16 protein-coding genes and 1 other RNA gene are annotated in these 15,441 nt (G+C 43.1%); 13 read left to right on the forward strand and 4 right to left on the reverse strand.

The features are described from left to right. Positions 1-51 precede the first annotated feature (51 nt). The 4 genes from ACO03U_RS08210 (at position 52) to nth (ending at position 2,373) form a co-directional block, all read left to right on the forward strand. The gene (locus tag ACO03U_RS08210; protein WP_161870437.1) at positions 52-483 is read left to right on the forward strand and encodes a Fur family transcriptional regulator; all 432 of its coding nucleotides are present in this window, start codon (positions 52-54) and stop codon (positions 481-483) included. A 4-nt stretch (positions 484-487) separates the two neighbouring features. Then, the gene (locus tag ACO03U_RS08215) at positions 488-868 is read left to right on the forward strand and encodes a RidA family protein (protein WP_161870436.1); all 381 of its coding nucleotides are present in this window, start codon (positions 488-490) and stop codon (positions 866-868) included. A 99-nt stretch (positions 869-967) separates the two neighbouring features. After that, on the forward strand, positions 968-1,687 hold the full coding sequence (locus ACO03U_RS08220; protein ID WP_204686876.1) for a DnaD domain protein: 720 nt from the start codon (positions 968-970) through the stop codon (positions 1,685-1,687). A 5-nt stretch (positions 1,688-1,692) separates the two neighbouring features. Beyond that, positions 1,693-2,373, forward strand: coding sequence for an endonuclease III (gene nth, locus ACO03U_RS08225; RefSeq protein WP_161870434.1), 681 nt, complete (start codon positions 1,693-1,695; stop codon positions 2,371-2,373). A gap of 196 nt (positions 2,374-2,569) precedes the next feature. On the opposite strand, the gene ACO03U_RS08230 is transcribed toward nth, so the two are convergent. Both ACO03U_RS08230 and recU read right to left on the reverse strand, forming a co-directional pair. Further along, positions 2,570-5,005, reverse strand: coding sequence for a transglycosylase domain-containing protein (locus ACO03U_RS08230; protein ID WP_204686877.1), 2,436 nt, complete (start codon positions 5,003-5,005; stop codon positions 2,570-2,572). Continuing rightward, complete coding sequence (recU, locus tag ACO03U_RS08235) at positions 5,006-5,704, reverse strand: Holliday junction resolvase RecU (protein ID WP_204686878.1); 699 nt, start codon at positions 5,702-5,704, stop codon at positions 5,006-5,008. Positions 5,705-5,765: 61 nt separating this feature from the next. Here recU and ACO03U_RS08240 point away from each other — a divergent pair, with 61 nt between their 5' ends. The 7 genes from ACO03U_RS08240 (at position 5,766) to ACO03U_RS08270 (ending at position 11,188) form a co-directional block, all read left to right on the forward strand. Further along, entirely contained in the window at positions 5,766-6,314 is a 549-nt protein-coding gene (locus tag ACO03U_RS08240; RefSeq protein ID WP_204686879.1) for an SLOG family protein, read from the forward strand. A gap of 80 nt (positions 6,315-6,394) precedes the next feature. Further along, positions 6,395-6,841: a cell division regulator GpsB gene (gpsB, locus tag ACO03U_RS08245; RefSeq protein WP_204686880.1), complete on the forward strand. Its 447-nt coding sequence runs from the start codon at positions 6,395-6,397 to the stop codon at positions 6,839-6,841. 19 nt (positions 6,842-6,860) lie between these two features. After that, positions 6,861-7,231, forward strand: an RNA gene (rnpB, locus tag ACO03U_RS08250) — RNase P RNA component class B. A 169-nt stretch (positions 7,232-7,400) separates the two neighbouring features. Continuing rightward, positions 7,401-8,573 (forward strand): THUMP domain-containing class I SAM-dependent RNA methyltransferase, encoded by a 1,173-nt coding sequence (locus ACO03U_RS08255; protein WP_204686881.1) that lies wholly within the window; start codon positions 7,401-7,403, stop codon positions 8,571-8,573. Between the two features lie 27 nt (positions 8,574-8,600). Then, positions 8,601-10,112, forward strand: a complete 1,512-nt coding sequence (locus ACO03U_RS08260; RefSeq protein ID WP_204686882.1) for a carboxypeptidase M32 — start codon at positions 8,601-8,603, stop codon at positions 10,110-10,112. Further along, positions 10,105-10,752: an HD domain-containing protein gene (locus ACO03U_RS08265; protein WP_204686883.1), complete on the forward strand. Its 648-nt coding sequence runs from the start codon at positions 10,105-10,107 to the stop codon at positions 10,750-10,752. The genes ACO03U_RS08260 and ACO03U_RS08265 overlap by 8 nt, the downstream gene beginning before the upstream one ends. A gap of 79 nt (positions 10,753-10,831) precedes the next feature. Beyond that, positions 10,832-11,188, forward strand: coding sequence for a hypothetical protein (locus ACO03U_RS08270; protein WP_270789389.1), 357 nt, complete (start codon positions 10,832-10,834; stop codon positions 11,186-11,188). A gap of 489 nt (positions 11,189-11,677) precedes the next feature. On the opposite strand, the gene ACO03U_RS08275 is transcribed toward ACO03U_RS08270, so the two are convergent. Next, entirely contained in the window at positions 11,678-12,016 is a 339-nt protein-coding gene (locus tag ACO03U_RS08275; protein ID WP_204686884.1) for a hypothetical protein, read from the reverse strand. An 81-nt stretch (positions 12,017-12,097) separates the two neighbouring features. On the opposite strand from ACO03U_RS08275, the gene ACO03U_RS08280 reads away from it, so the two are divergent. After that, the gene (locus tag ACO03U_RS08280) at positions 12,098-13,240 is read left to right on the forward strand and encodes a VanZ family protein (RefSeq protein ID WP_204686885.1); all 1,143 of its coding nucleotides are present in this window, start codon (positions 12,098-12,100) and stop codon (positions 13,238-13,240) included. Between the two features lie 136 nt (positions 13,241-13,376). Then, positions 13,377-14,726: a DEAD/DEAH box helicase gene (locus tag ACO03U_RS08285; protein ID WP_204686886.1), complete on the forward strand. Its 1,350-nt coding sequence runs from the start codon at positions 13,377-13,379 to the stop codon at positions 14,724-14,726. A 197-nt stretch (positions 14,727-14,923) separates the two neighbouring features. On the opposite strand, the gene ACO03U_RS08290 is transcribed toward ACO03U_RS08285, so the two are convergent. Beyond that, a complete protein-coding gene (locus ACO03U_RS08290) occupies positions 14,924-15,379 on the reverse strand; it encodes a GNAT family N-acetyltransferase (RefSeq protein WP_423104577.1) in 456 nt (151 codons plus the stop codon). Positions 15,380-15,441 lie beyond the last annotated feature (62 nt).

Here is a 15,441-nt window from a genome sequence, read left to right on the forward strand (position 1 = left end):
AGGATTATCTTGTATTATGTAAGAAGAAATTTTGTAAAGGAGGCCAATTCGATGGAGCATCTAACGGTTGCAGAAGCAATCACGCGTCTGAAAGAGGACAAGGTGCGTATTACCCCACAACGCTATGCCATCATGGAGTATTTGGCCAATCACCATAATCATCCAACAGCTGATGAAATCTATCAAGAAATGGCAAGCCGCTTTAGCGGGATGAGTGTTGCGACGGTTTATAATAATTTGCGTTTATTAGTGGATAAGGGCTTGGTGACCGAAATGAATTATGGCGATGCTTCTAGTCGCTTTGATTTTACGGACCAACCTCATTACCATGCGATTTGTAAAAAATGTGGCAGAATCGAGGACTTTTATTATCCTGGGTTAGAAGATGTGGAAATGGCAGCCGGGCGCTTGACGGGGTATGACATTAGCCAGCATCGCCTTGAGGTTTATGGCTTATGTCCAGATTGCCAAAAAGAGGAGTAATTCAATGAAAACGATTCAAACCAATCTAGCACCAAAAGCCATTGGCCCTTATGTACAAGGTAAGATTGTCAACGGCTTTCTATTTGCTTCGGGACAGATTCCCCTAGATCCAAAAACTGGTGAAATCGTGGGGACGGATATCGAAAGCCAAGCCCAACAAGTATTTTCCAACATCGAAGGGATTTTAACGGCTGCAAATTTGACCAAAGATGCGGTAGTAAAAACAACTTGTTTTATGAAAAACATTGCCGACTTTACCAAGTTTAATGAGGTCTATGGGGCGTTTTTTGATAATGAACTACCGGCTCGTTCAGCGGTAGAAGTTGCTGGTTTGCCAAAAGATGTATTGATTGAAGTGGAAATCATCGCTGCTGTATCTAACTAAAATCTAGGGAAGACAGAGGTGGGAACTTCTGTCTTTCTTTTTGGCTAATGGGGGTCTTTCTGTTAGACTTTTAATGAAGTAGGGGAAAGAAGGAGAAGTATGGATTTTGTAAAAGAATGGTTACAGGCTGGTCAGATGACTGTTTCGCGACTGCTATTGCAACATTATCACCGCTTAGGTTTAACCACTGAAGAATTGGTCTTTTGGTTAGAATTAAATAGTTACAGTCAACAAGGGGAGACTTTTCCCGACTTGGATCAGATTGCTCGACAGATGGGATTGTCTCAAGCGCAAGTTTTTAAACTTTTAGAACAAGTGGTCGCTAAAGAAGTCTTGCAAATTGTTACAGCCCAAGACAGCCAAGGGCGCCAGACGGATAGCTACGATTTTTCGCCGCTATATGAAAAATTAACGACAATTCTACAAGCTGATGCCGCTCAGGCAGAAGTTACTAGTAAAGAAGATCAAGTCAGTCACCTGTATCAAATTTTCGAACAGGAATTTGGACGCCCCTTATCCCCATTAGAGTATGAGCGGATTGCTGGCTGGCTAGATGAAGATCACTACGATCCGGAGCTGGTTCGCTTGGCTTTAAAAGAGGCGGTGACCCATCAAGCCCGCAGCTTAAGCTATATCGACCGGATTTTACTGAATTGGGAAAGCAAAAATATCAAAACAAAAGAAGCCGTTACCAACGAACAAGCTCGGCGCAAAATGGCGTTGTTGCAAAAAGAAGCGGAAGTCAGTCAAGGGTCTGGCACCGCTGATGATCAACAGTTGCCACCGATTACATTACACAATCCCTTCAAGGAGGACTGAAGTCGATGCTAAATCAAGCCCAAACACAACAAGCTTTGGCGATTATGGGAGAGATGTTTCCTGAGGCCCACGGGGAACTGGTACATGAAAATGCTTTTCAGCTGCTAATTGCGGTAATTTTGTCTGCTCAAGCGACCGATGTCGGAGTAAACAAAGCCACACCCGGACTATTCGCAGCTTATCCCACGCCCCAAGCCTTAGCTCAAGCCCCCTTAGAAGATATTATGGCCAAAATCAAAACAATCGGCTTGTATCGTAACAAATCCAAAAATATCAAAGCTTGCGCAGAAAAACTGCTGACAGATTTTGGTGGAGAGGTGCCAAGAACCCGGGAAGCCTTGATGTCATTACCAGGGGTGGGGCGGAAAACGGCTAATGTCGTCCTAGGAGATGCTTTTGGTGTGCCAGCTATTGCGGTGGATACCCACGTGGAACGGGTCTCAAAACGACTGCGAATCTGCAAGCAAAAAGCCAGTGTGCTGGAAGTAGAAGAAACGTTGATGAAAAAATTACCAAAAGATTCTTGGGTAACTGCTCACCATCGTATCATCTTCTTCGGCCGCTACCATTGTCTGGCTCGCAGTCCCAAATGCCAAGGTTGTCCGTTATTATTCATGTGCATGGATGGTCAGCAACGCCTGCAAGTGCGTTATGATGGTGAGAACTTTCATTCAGTGGCGAAGTAGACACTGGTCGCCCGCTTCCTCAAAAGAAAATATCGACGTGCTTTTGTGGAAGCAGGAAACCTGGTTGGACCGCTGTTTGCTCTCGTAAAAGCTTAACGTTACAAATAAGAAAGTCTTGCCTGATATGCATAACCTAAAAAGCCACCTTTCATGTAAGCTGATAAAGCTTGCGAGAAAGGTGGCTTTTATTGAGTAATTAAGCTGCTGATTTAATACTATCTGTTTCGTTTTTTGAATTCTTGTCAGCAGCATCAGCTTTTTCTTCCGGAGCTTGTGAAGAGCTATCGGAAGGAGCTGGAGCGGATTCCTCTGGTGTGGTTTCACTAGTAGACGGAGCGGTCTCTTGGGATTCGCTGGATTGTGAAGGTTCACTGGACTTAGACGGAGCGGTGGAAGACTCCGGTGCTTTTGACTCTTCACTGGATTTGCTAGCTTCTGAAGAACTAGAGGTGCTTTCACTTTCTTTGGTAGAACTAGCGGTACTTGACTCAGTGGTACTGCTTTCCGTGGTGCTTTCAGTAGTTGTAGAGCTTGCTTCGGAGGTGCTACTACTTGATGGCGTCACAGAGACGGAAGGGGTAGGGGCCACATAGGTATCTTTAAAGTATAATTCCCCACCGTAGCGGACCAAATCATCAGGCATATCCCAATCCGAGACGTCTATGTTACTAGTAATATAAGACATCAATTCTCGGTAAACAGAGGAAGCAACCAGATTGGATTGGTTGGTGACCGGGGTCATGATATTGTTGTACCCGGTCCAAACGGCCATTGCATAATCTGGAGTATAACCAGAAAAGAGAATGTCGGGATAGACACCGCTTGTAGTTCCTAGTTTTTCAAGTTGATCATCAGTGTAGTTGGAAGTTCCGGTTTTCCCGGCTTGGATTAACCCAGGAATCTGGGCGTTGGTTCCGGTTGCCTCTGAAATGACTCCTTTTAAGATATCCGTGATAATATAGGCCGTCCCAGGTGACATCGCGCGTTTGCCTTCTGACTGGAATTCTTCCACCGAACCGTCTTGATAAACAATTTTTGAGATATACATGGGTTTGTAATAGGTACCACCATTGGCAAAAGCGCTGTAGGCTGCTGCCATTTTTTCGGAAGAGGCACCGTATTTCGTGCCTTCTTGGATGGTGTTGCTAGAAATCGCATTGGAATACTCCATCGATTGGTAGTCGATACCCAAACCTGACAGAAACTTCTTCGACTGGTCTAATCCTACTTCATCAAGGGTTTTTACTGCAGGGACGTTCCGGGAATAAGCCAAGGCGGTACGCAGGCTGATATCACCAAAGTATTGTCCATCCCAGTTACGAACCTCAATATCGGTACCAGGGTATTGATAAGGCTCATCGACGATCCGATCGGCGGTAGAATTTTTTAAATACTCGAAGGCTGGCCCGTAATCTGTTAAAGGCTTCATCGTCGAACCGAAATCCCGTGCGGTATTGACAGCTAGATTCGTCCCCAACACCACATCCGAAGCAATGTTGCGTCCGCCGATTTGGGCGATGACCTTCCCATTATCAGTATTCATTACGGTGGCAGCAACTTGCATGTCCTCGTCAGGGTATTGGACATAGTCATCACTATTGACGATTTCGTAGAGGCGATCTTGGGCTTCCAAATCAAGATTTGTGTAAACTTTTAAACCGTCAGTATAGACATCTTTACCGGTGAGGTCTTTGACTTGTTGGATGACTTCTTTGACATAGCCATCATATTTAGCCCAAGATTGACTTTCTCGTTGAAAATCAATCAGCCCCGATGCAATATCCATTTTGATAGCATCATCGTATTCTTTTTGGGTGATTTTTTCATTTTCCAACATGGTCTGCAAAACGATGTTACGACGTTTTTTAGCAGCTTCTGGGTGACGATAAGGATCATAACTTTCCGGCGCTTGTGGCATCCCCGCCAATAAAGCTGTTTGGGCTAGATTGAGTTCAGAGAGTGTTTTGCCAAAGTAAGCCTCAGAGGCAGTCTCCATTCCGGATAAACCATTGGACATGTACACTTTATTGATATAGTAAGTCAGAATTTCTTCTTTGGATTTCTCTTTTTCCAATTGCACGGCCATCCAGGCTTCCTGGGCTTTTCGTTTTAACGTTTGATCACTGGCCTTAGTGGAGAAAAATGAGAGTTTGATCAGTTGCTGGGTCAAAGTCGACCCCCCTTGCATACCACCATTGCGGACATTGGATAAGGCCGAACCCACGATGCGAATGGGGTCCACACCGACGTGTTTGTAAAACCGTTTATCTTCGACTGAGACGATGGCATCTTCCAACAATTGGGGGATTTCTTGAGCGGTGATTTTTTCTCGCCGTTCAGCGCCTAAATCGGCAATTGCGGTATCACCCGCGTAAAGAGTGGAGGAGGCGGAAGCATCCAGCTGGTCGTCAGTAATCTTGGGGGCATCCTTGGCATAAAACCAAAAGAGACCCACTCCGCCTAAAAACGCAAAACAACCTAAGACAAAAAGGCTGACAAAAACCCGTAGGATAATCTTACTGATAGGTGTTTTTTGGGATTTTTTCGGTTTTTTGGAGCCACCAGTTTTCTTTGGCTTCCCAGTTTGCTGGCTGCGACGGGTGAGCCGTGAGGGAGTTTCTTGATTGGCCATTTAGAGGGCCTCCTTTTTCAAGTAATGATCCACCGCTTCCAGATAGGGAATGCGGGGGGCGATTTTTCGGGTAATTTCGATTCCTTCTAATTCAATCGTAGTTAAAGGTAGTGATTTTTTTCCGTTTGCTTTTTGTTGGTCCCAATGAGCGATCAGGGTCCTGCTGTCTAAAAAGAAGCAACGTTCTAAACTGGAAAACCATAAGAGGACAAAACAAAGGCCCCCTTGTTCAAGACAAGCTTTCATATGGGTGATTTGATGAGTATGGAAGTTTTTAAAAGGAAAGGAAGCCTTATTTTTGGTTTCCTTCGCTTCAAAATCTAAATAACGTCCTTGATAAACCCCGTTATAGTCCGTGGTCGAGGCCTCTTTAAAATAGGCTTCTTTGATCATCGCAGCACTACGTCTAGGATAATCAACTTTGACGATTTGGATGGGGGTTGGCTTTTTGTGGACCACCGCCATTTTATGGGTGAGATAATAGGTGTTGCTTTCATTGATGGCTTCTTCAAAGCGCATACCCCGGTTGCCAAAATTTACGGTAGAAGCTGAGCCCTTCGTCGTAGTGAATGGTTTAGTCCCCGTGGTTTTGAGCTTAGAAGTCGATTGTTGGGAAATTTGCTTTTCTTTTGTGACTTGGTTATTCTTAGGTGTAGGTGCGTTTTGAAAACTGCGCCCATCAGGGTAGTTAAAAACCATTTTTTTCACACTCCTTGCGGCATTATTATACCAAAAACCCATGAAGAAGGAAAAAAGAACCATGGATGAGACGATTAAAACGCTAGTTCTGACTGGCTATCGAAGTTATGAGTTGGGGATTTTTCAAGAAAACGACCCTAAAATTGAAGTTATTAAGAAAGTGGTAAAAGACCGGCTCATCGCTTATTTGGAGAACGGTTTGGAATGGTTATTGATTGGAGGAAATCTTGGCGTGGAATTATGGGGCGCCCAAGTGGCTTATCAGCTGCGCTTGGATTATCCGGATTTTAAAATTGGGATTATTTTCCCCTTTTTAGAATACGGCAGCCAATGGAAGGAAAAAAATGCCGCACTCTTAACGGAAATTAAAGCACAAGCGGATTTTGTCGAGGCTACTAGTCATCAGCCGTATGAAAATCCCAACCAATTAAAAAACCATACCCAGTTTTTGTTGAGCCATTCAGGTGGTGCTTTGATTTTGTATGATGAGGAGTTTCCTGGCAAGCCCCAATGGTTTTTAAAAGATGCTAGCCATTTTTCTGAAAAATTTCCTTATCAAATAGATAAAATTACGATGGACGACCTACAAAATGCAATAACGGATGGATAGTGTTTGATTTATCGCGGTTTTTTGATAAAATAGGTAGGAAAGAGGAATCTTTTCAATAAGCGGATGAGGTGTAGATAAATATGGCAAACTTGAATTATAGTCCAAAAGACATATTGCAACAAGAATTCAAAACCAAAATGCGGGGCTATGATCCTGTTGAAGTCGATGAGTTCTTGGACAATATCATTAAAGATTATGAAAGCTACAATCGTGAAATGTTGTCTTTACAAGAAGAAAATGACCGCCTGACAGCGCGGGTTGCACAATTAGAAAAGAGCACTACACAAGCACCACGAGTGCCACAAGAAGCGCCAAAGAGTCAAACTGTTACGAATTTTGACATTTTGAAACGTCTTTCTAATTTGGAAAAAGAGGTTTTTGGCAAAAAATTAGATCAAGACAATGCTGCACCGACTGTGAAAGTGGCGGAAACACCTGCTGCTAGCGTCACTCGCTCATCAGTCAATGCCGCTAACTACTCAAATGACGAAAATTCCGAAGATAACGAGCGGACCCGTCAATTCTAACCAAACAATGACTGCTGTGATTTTCAGGCAATCGCGGTCCGGCTTGACCGGGCTGAGGAAAGTCCATGCTCGCACCGGCTGAGATGCTGGTAGTGTTCGTGCCTGACGAAACCATAAGTCAGGGTACCGAGTGATCGGTAACGGCAGGAAAACGTCCTAAAGCTTCGGCCATGGACTAGTATCCTTGAAAAGTGCCACAGTGACGAAGCGTCGCCTGGAAACAGCGACGGTGGAACGCGGTAAACCCCTCGAGCGAGCAACCCAAACAATGGTAGGGGCGCTTCTTTGACGGAATTAAACGAATACAAGAAGGCAAGCAATTGCAGATAGATGATTGCCCAAGTGGCTGTTTCCCTGAAGCAGTCATTGGACAGAACATGGCTTACAGAAAATCACAGTCTTTCAGGGAATGTCGACAGGCTCATAATTGTTTCTATTTTCGAAACAGTTATGAGCCTGTCGATTTTGCGAATTAAGAAATCAGAAGCACTCTTAGCAATAGATTCTTCAAAAACGAATCATCCAAGTCACAAAAGAAACAATAGAACGGAGAAAATAAATGAATACACAACAAGAATTTTCATTGGTGGCCACAGCTGCCAGTGGTTTAGAAGCTTTGGTAGGAAAAGAACTTCGAGACTTGGGCATTGAATGTGCAGTCGAGAATGGTCGAGCACGGTTTAAAGGGACGATGGCGACGATTGCCACGACAAATCTTTGGTTGCGAACTGCCGATCGGATCAAAATCGTTGTTGGCGAATTTGATGCCTATTCCTTTGATGAATTATTTGAAAAAGTTAAAGCTTTGCCTTGGGAAGACTTTTTACCTTTGGATGCGAGTTTTCCAGTAGCAGGAAAATCGATAAAATCAAAACTCTATAGTGTTCCAGATTGCCAAGCGATTACTAAAAAAGCCATCGTGGAACGGCTTCGTGGCTACTACCATCGACCAGCCAATGTGCCCTTAGCAGAAACGGGGGCTTTGTTTCAATTGGAAGTGGCCCTGTTGAAAGATCATGTGATGGTGACTTTAGATACGACTGGTCCAAGTTTATTTAAACGGGGATATCGTCTGGAAAAAGGGGGGGCTCCCTTGAAAGAAAATATGGCTGCTGCCCTTGTGATGTTGACTAACTGGCGCAAGGATCGCCCTTTTGTAGATCCAGTGTGTGGCTCCGGGACTCTTTGTATAGAAGCCGCTTTGCTGGGGCATAATATCGCGCCTGGCTTCAATCGGAGCTTTGCTTGCGAAGAGTGGGATTGGTTTAGTGACAGTATTTTTGAAACGGTTCGTAAAGATGCAGAAGAAAAAGCAGATTATGACGTGGAACTGGATATCTCAGGCTTTGATATCAATGGTAAAATGATTGAAATCGCCCAAGCCAATGCAGATGAAATTGGCTTAGGCGATTCCATTACGTTCAAACAGCAAGCGGTCAAAGATTTTACTACCGAGAAAGAATACGGGGTTATTGTGGCCAATCCCCCTTATGGCGAACGTTTGGGCGAAGCAGAAACCGTCAGAGAACTTTATCAGCAAATGGGCCAAGCCTTCAAACCCTTAAGCACTTGGAGCAAATACATTTTGACTAGCGATTTACAATTTGAAGAATTTTACGGTGCCAAAGCGACTAAAAAACGCAAACTTTACAATGGCGCATTACGAACCGACTTCTTCCAATATTGGGGCACACGACCACCTCGGACGCCACGATCACAATCCGCGGAATAATTGACCTTAGAAAAGGAGGCTATCGATGTGAAAGAAGCAGATTTTTTGCAAGAGCTGAAGGAATTGGACCTGTTAAAGCAAGCGATGTCAATCTTAGAATGGGACGCACAAACGGGGATGCCTGATGCAGCACAAGACTATCGCAGTGAGGTGGATGGTTATCTAAGTGGCTTATATTTTGACAAAGCGACGGGACCTAAGATCGCTGAAGCCCTTGATTATTTTGCTGAACACCCAGAAGACCTTTCAGAAGTAGGGCAAGCGGCTTACCGTTTAGTGAAAAAAGAGTATGAATTGAATCAAGCGGTGCCTAAAGATGTGATGACTGCGTATTCCCAAGCGGTTTCCAAAGCGCATGGTGCCTGGTCTAAGGCCCGCCAAGCCAATGATTTCAGCTTGTTTCGGGATGCCTTAGCCGACAACATTCGCTTAACCAAAGACTTGATTCGCTATCAGAAAAAAGAACAAGCCAATGCCTACGATGTCTTGCTGGATCAATACGAACCTTCCTTAACTACAGCGGAATTGGATCAAGTTTTTCATCGATTGCGGGAAGGAATTATGGCGATTCGGGCAACTCTAGCTGGAAAAGGGCAAGCCCCCGCCAAAGACTTTCTTACTCGTAAAATGCCAAAAAGTGGACAACAAAAATTTATCACGAAAGTTGCTGAAGAGCTGGGATATGATTTTGATCGTGGCCGCTTGGACGACACCATTCATCCCTTTGCTACCGGGATCAATCACAACGATGTCCGTATTACGACTCGCTGGCGGGAAAAAGACTTTATGACGGCGATTTTTGGAGTTATCCATGAAGCCGGTCATGGGATTTACGAGCAAAATATCGCTGAGAAATACGAGTATACCCCGGTTCACGAAGGTGCCTCAATGGGAATCCATGAATCCCAATCTTTGTTTAATGAGTTAATCATCGGCGGCAGTCGTCAGTTTTGGGAAAAGCAATACCCATTTTTTAAAGAATGTGCAGCAGGGGTCTTTGATGATCTTCCGTTTATTGATTTTTATCGGGGCATGAAACACTCCCAGTCTAGTTTGATTCGAATTGAGGCGGACAGTCTGACTTACCCGCTACACATCATTATTCGTTATGAAATCGAAAAAGAGTTATTTAACGGTACCTTAACTGTCGATGAGTTACCAGCGGTTTGGAAACAGAAGTACCAAGAATATCTTGGGATTACCCCGCCGGATGATTTGACCGGTATTCTTCAGGACGTTCATTGGTCAGGCGGAATGTTTGGTTATTTTCCATCTTATGCTTTGGGCTATATGTATGCTGCGCAGCTCTATCATAAGATGCAAGAAACGATCGATGTTGCCACTGTCTTAGCTACGGATGATTACTCGCCGATTCGCAAATGGTTGACAGAAAAAGTCCATCGTTTTGGAGCGAGCAAGACCCCTTCAGAAATAATTAAAGACGCGACTGGTGAAACGTTAAATCCGCAGTACCTGCTAGATTATTTGCAGGAGCTATATTTTGAAGTCTACCAAGTGCAGGTGATTGAACATGTTTAAAGAGCTTGAACTAGTGATCCAATTTGCTAAAGAACGCTTGGCTCACGATGGCAGTGGTCACGGCTTTGACCATGCGAAACGCGTCGCCCAATTGGCAAAGCGGATTATTGCTGATTTGGGGGATCCAGCGGTGGATGAGTTTGTAGTCTTAGCCGCTGCTTATCTCCACGATACTATCGATGACAAAGTTGTTGCTAGTCCGGAAATCGCTTTGGAAGAGCTGCGGGAGTATTTGACAATGATTGGTGTTGACAGTACCCAAATCTTAGAAATTATCTTTATCATGGATAATTTGTCTTTTTCTAAAGAGATTTTTGGAAAGGCAGCCGAGTTGACCATCAACGGGCAAATTGTTCAAGATGCCGATCGGTTAGAAGCTTTGGGAGCAATCGGAATTTTGCGTACAGCTTATTATGGTGGTTCTCATGGCAGCATTCTTCACGATCCAACAATTGCTCCTCGAAAATTGACCAGTAAAGCTCAATATCGGGAGGACTCCACGGTTATTAATCATTTTTACGAAAAATTGTACCGTATTGTTGACTTGATGAAAACGCCTTATGGGAAAAAAGAAGGACAGCGAAGAAAAGCGTTTATGGAGACCTTTTTAGCGGAATTTTACGAAGAGTGGGATCTTTAAGAAAAGATTAGTGAAAAATCCTATTGTTTTCATTTTTACCAAACTTCTTTTATAATTGGCTCAACAAGGAGTGAGGTATATGTTTTATCAACAGGCGTTGAAGCCAGATCAGCTGGCATCAGTCCTGCCCCACATTGGTGAGTGCTTTTTTACTATTGAAGGCCACTTTCCTAAAAAAGAATACCGTGTCGCAGTCTACAAATACGACCATGAATATTTTTTGTTGACGGACCATCGGGTTTTTCGAGAAATTTTCGGTACGCGGGGCAATCAAGAAGGCGATGAGAATTTAATCCTTCCCTATATTGAGGAAGCGTTAGAGGAAAATAAGTACTTGCTAGTAGATCGAGGGTATTTATTCTTGGAGCTGGCGACTCTGGATAAGTTGACTGCCAAAAATGGTATCGATATCTACTATTATGAATTTCTAGATTGAAAAAATCCGGACCACTGATTGCGTGGCTCGGATTTTTTACTGGGATTATGAAGGGTATCGTACCCCGCTAAAAAGGTTTTAAAAAAACTTCAAAAAGTTTCTTTAAAGTCGCTTAGAAGAACGGTAGGAGGTCTTGAACACGATGAATTTTAACCTAGTAGGATCGATACGATAGTAGCTTTCAAGATTGAGATGGCAATAAAAGCACTACGCATAGAGTCATTTCAAAGTAGAAACCGCTAAGATGAACTTGCAATGACAAATTGCGTTGTATTTGGCATTTTTTGGTCTAACTATCAGCATATCAATTCCTAGGTCGCTAAATTTCATCTTTTTCATGACATCAAAATGACGGCATGGTTTGCCACTTAATTCCTGAACCATTAGCCATTTTGGAGCTGAATTTTTATAAGTTCTTTAGCTCTCTTAATAAAAAAACGGCTCATGAAAAATGAACTGTCCGGATCATAATTTAGAATAGATGGGTATTTAGTTGCGATGGTCTGACGTCTGGTTGCGGATTTTTTGAATTCGACGCCACGCCCGCACGAGATTGATGAGGACCAAAAACAAGCCAATGCCAAAACCAATAAACAACAACCAAAGTGGGTAGCCGGCGCTTTCTTCCAAAGCAGCGACACTGGTAAGGGCGCTTTCGTGATAGGCATATTGGATGACTTGCAAACAAAATGCGGTCAAAAAACCCGAAATAATAAATAAAGCAAAACCAAGATAATGAATCTTCGTTTTTTTGCGAATAATTGCAAAGATGGCGTAGATGAGTAAGAGACCCACCGGTACACCGAAAGCAAAGTAGGGATTCAACATGATTTTTTGGCACCTCCTTTGTCTCTATCATACTGTATTTCTGATAAAATGAAAAATATCTGAATGGGAGGAGTGGCTTTTTTGGCGGCTTATATCGAACCTATAAAAACAGCGTTATTGATTTTTCCTTTTTTAGCTTTAGCAATTTCAACTATTTTCTTTGTTTATGAATACCGAAAATACGGAAGCTTTCTCGTTTTTCGAGGAGTGGTCTTGTATAGTTTTGTTTTTTATCTTTTGTGTGCATACTTACTGGTAATCTTACCTTTACCATCAAGAGGAGCCGTCGCACAACTGACAGGGCCTTCAATGGAGCTCTCCCTTGGTGCTTCACTCCGTCATTTTATGGAGCAAACTGTGTTGAATATCAAAGACCCTAGCACTTATTTGCCGGCCATGAAACAAAGCGTATTTTTGGAGCCGGCATTTAATATCTTGATTTTGATTCCCTTTGGCGTCTTTTTAAGGTATTTGACTAAGCTACGTTGGTACCAGATTGTCTTAGCTAGTTTTTGTTTGTCTTTATTTTTTGAACTGACTCAACTCACTGGTTTGTATTTTATTTATCCGCGTTCCTATCGCTTATTTGATGTCAACGATTTGCTGCATAATACCCTTGGTGGTTTGATTGGCTTCTGGCTGGAACCGCTGCTGACTTTCTTGCTACCATCTAATGAAAAACTGGCAGAAACGGCATACCAACGAGGCAAAGAAGTTACCTTGGTGCGGCGGCTGGTGGCATTTGGCTTGGACTGGCTCTTTTTAGGAGGTGTTGATATCCTCGTCACTCTTGGTATCACGATAGGTACTGGCCAAAGAACAGAGATTACCAATACCTTCTGGTGGTATCTTCTGGAAGTATTCCTCTACTTCGTCTGTATCCCTTGGCTGACCAATGGCAAAACTCTCGGCAAGGCGATCGTCAAAATTCAAGTCGCCGAGGTGGGGAGGAAACGGATTCGATTCACGGCCCTTTTAAAACGGTATGGGATACTGTATTTTTTCTACGGTGGCTATAGCCATATTTTTCAAGGAATTGCTCCTTTTTTGAAAAGTGAAAATCTCTATTTGATCTTTATTAGTACCGGTCTCGTTGTTTTCGGTTTTCTGATTACGGGAATTTTCTTCTTGGTGATGGTTTGGTCCTTCCTACGCCGTAAACGCCAACTATTTTATGAAAATGCCAGCAAGACCTATGTTTTTAGTACGGTCGTACCCAAGTAATCGTCATTCAAGTAATTATCATGCTAGAATGATAGTTTTGCTGAGTAATCTGAGCTAAAATTTTTTTCCAATATTAGAAAAGTCATGGCAGTTGTGCTATAATCGCAAGGATTGCCATAGAAAGAAGGTGGAATAAATGACCTTTGAAACATTTCATTTTAAACCGTTTATTCAAGAAGCATTAACAGAGTTAGGATTTCGCGAACCAACTGAAGTCCAAGAACGATTGATTCCATTAATTCAAAAAGGAAAGAGTGTCGTGGGCCAATCCCAAACTGGGACTGGTAAAACCCATACCTTTTTACTGCCACTGATGGACCAAATCGATGCCACACGAGAAGAAGTTCAACTAGTGGTCACGGCCCCAAGTCGAGAGCTGGCGACACAAATTTACCAAGCAGCTCGTCAAATCGCCAGTTTTGCAAACCCGGAAATTCGGGTGACTAATTTTGTCGGTGGTACTGATAAACAACGACAAATCGAGCGCCTCACACATCAGCAACCACATGTTGTCATTGGGACTCCCGGACGCATCTTGGATATGCTAAATGAACAAGCTCTCGATATCCATACGGCCCAAGCATTTGTGGTGGATGAAGCCGATATGACATTAGATATGGGTTTTTTAAGTGAAGTTGACCAGATTGCTGGTCGCTTACCAGAAAAGCTTCAAATATTGGTTTTTTCAGCCACCATTCCGGAAAAGTTACGACCATTTTTGCGGAAATATTTAGAAAATCCAATAATTGAAGAAATCAAACCGAAAGCGATTCTTTCCGAAACAATCGACAACTGGTTAATTTCGACTAAAGGCCGGCAAGCGGAGCAGCAAATTTACCAATTGTTGACAGTGGGCCATCCTTATTTAGCCATCGTTTTTGCCAATACGAAACAACGGGTAGACGAAATTACCGACTTTTTGAAGGGGAAAGGCTTAAAAGTAGCGAAAATTCATGGAGACATTTCACCCCGTGAGCGTAAACGGGTAATGCGGCAAGTACAAAATATGGACTTTCAATATGTTGTAGCCACCGATTTAGCTGCTCGTGGGATTGATATCGAAGGGGTTTCTCATGTGATCAATGCGGAATTGCCTGATGACTTGGAATTCTTTATTCATCGAGTGGGGCGGACTGGCCGTAATGGGTTGCCGGGTACCGCGATTACTTTGTATGATCCTTCCGATGAACAAGCGATTATTGCTTTGGAAAAACTCGGAATTACCTTTGAGCCTAAAGAAATTAAAAATGATGAAATCGTCGACAGCTATGACCGTAATCGCCGTAAAAAACGAGAGAAAAGTCGTGTTGAACTAGATCCGACGATGATTGGTTTAGTGAAAAAGAAAAAGAAAAAAATTAAACCAGGTTACAAGAAAAAAATCCAACGAGCCGTCCAAGAAAATAACCGTCAGAAACGTAAGGTCGAACGTCGTCAAGAACAGCGTAGTGCTCGAAAGCATAAGAAAAACTCTAGCCAAGGCTAAGGTTTCGGTGTTTTTCTTTCAATAAATACCACAAACGGAACCCTCTTCTCTAGGCAGTTAGTCCTTAGCGAAGAGGGTTCCGTTTTTTTAGTTCTTTTAATCAGAAAAAGATTCCCAGCTATTGCTGGAATTTAAAATAGGAAGTAGGTTTTAAGTCGGGATTCTAGAATTGCCCCCTCTCAAAGAAATTTTGCGGCTTAGTTATTTTTGGTTAACTTTTTGATCATTCGTACACACAAAATACCATCTTCCTCAAAAGGTGCGCCAACCGAGGAATACCCAGCTTTCAGATAAAAGTCCTGGGCACTGAGCTCTGCGGACAAGATACTACGAAGGAAACCTGCGTGTCTTGCATGCTCTTCATATCTTCGTAGCAAATCTGAGCCAATCCCTTGATTACGAAATTCTTGTGCCACACAGAATCGATCTGGCTGAATGGCTGTGGGGTCTTCTGCAAATGCTTGATAACGGATGGTGGCTACCGGCTGATCAGCTACAAAACTTACGAAATAACAACGATCACTGGTATCCAAAGCATCAAATTCCAGTTTAGGATCAATTTTTTGTTCCTCTACAAAGACTTGATACCGCAAGTAAAAAGCAGCTGCTCTTATCCAGGGTTGGTTTCCAAAACGGACGCTTTTCAAACGCATCACCTCGAATCATGATATACTTAATGATAACAAAAGCAACTTGCAGATAAAAGGGGACGACC

This window comes from Enterococcus diestrammenae, assembly GCF_049384045.1.
Lineage (GTDB): Bacteria > Bacillota > Bacilli > Lactobacillales > Enterococcaceae > Enterococcus_C > Enterococcus_C diestrammenae.

Excerpts from the sequence above, each read along its gene's own strand:
- gpsB (WP_204686880.1), top strand. The coding sequence starts at position 6,395 with ATGGCAAACTTGAATTATAGTCCAAAAGACATATTGCAACAAGAATTC.
- ACO03U_RS08285 (WP_204686886.1), top strand. The coding sequence starts at position 13,377 with ATGACCTTTGAAACATTTCATTTTAAACCGTTTATTCAAGAAGCATTA.
- recU (WP_204686878.1), bottom strand. The coding sequence starts at position 5,704 with ATGGTTTTTAACTACCCTGATGGGCGCAGTTTTCAAAACGCACCTACA.
- ACO03U_RS08210 (WP_161870437.1), top strand. The coding sequence starts at position 52 with ATGGAGCATCTAACGGTTGCAGAAGCAATCACGCGTCTGAAAGAGGAC.
- ACO03U_RS08240 (WP_204686879.1), top strand. The coding sequence starts at position 5,766 with ATGGATGAGACGATTAAAACGCTAGTTCTGACTGGCTATCGAAGTTAT.
- ACO03U_RS08265 (WP_204686883.1), top strand. The coding sequence starts at position 10,105 with ATGTTTAAAGAGCTTGAACTAGTGATCCAATTTGCTAAAGAACGCTTG.
- ACO03U_RS08275 (WP_204686884.1), bottom strand. The coding sequence starts at position 12,016 with ATGTTGAATCCCTACTTTGCTTTCGGTGTACCGGTGGGTCTCTTACTC.
- ACO03U_RS08270 (WP_270789389.1), top strand. The coding sequence starts at position 10,832 with ATGTTTTATCAACAGGCGTTGAAGCCAGATCAGCTGGCATCAGTCCTG.
- nth (WP_161870434.1), top strand. The coding sequence starts at position 1,693 with ATGCTAAATCAAGCCCAAACACAACAAGCTTTGGCGATTATGGGAGAG.
- ACO03U_RS08230 (WP_204686877.1), bottom strand. The coding sequence starts at position 5,005 with ATGGCCAATCAAGAAACTCCCTCACGGCTCACCCGTCGCAGCCAGCAA.
- ACO03U_RS08220 (WP_204686876.1), top strand. The coding sequence starts at position 968 with ATGGATTTTGTAAAAGAATGGTTACAGGCTGGTCAGATGACTGTTTCG.
- ACO03U_RS08255 (WP_204686881.1), top strand. The coding sequence starts at position 7,401 with ATGAATACACAACAAGAATTTTCATTGGTGGCCACAGCTGCCAGTGGT.
- ACO03U_RS08290 (WP_423104577.1), bottom strand. The coding sequence starts at position 15,379 with ATGCGTTTGAAAAGCGTCCGTTTTGGAAACCAACCCTGGATAAGAGCA.
- ACO03U_RS08215 (WP_161870436.1), top strand. The coding sequence starts at position 488 with ATGAAAACGATTCAAACCAATCTAGCACCAAAAGCCATTGGCCCTTAT.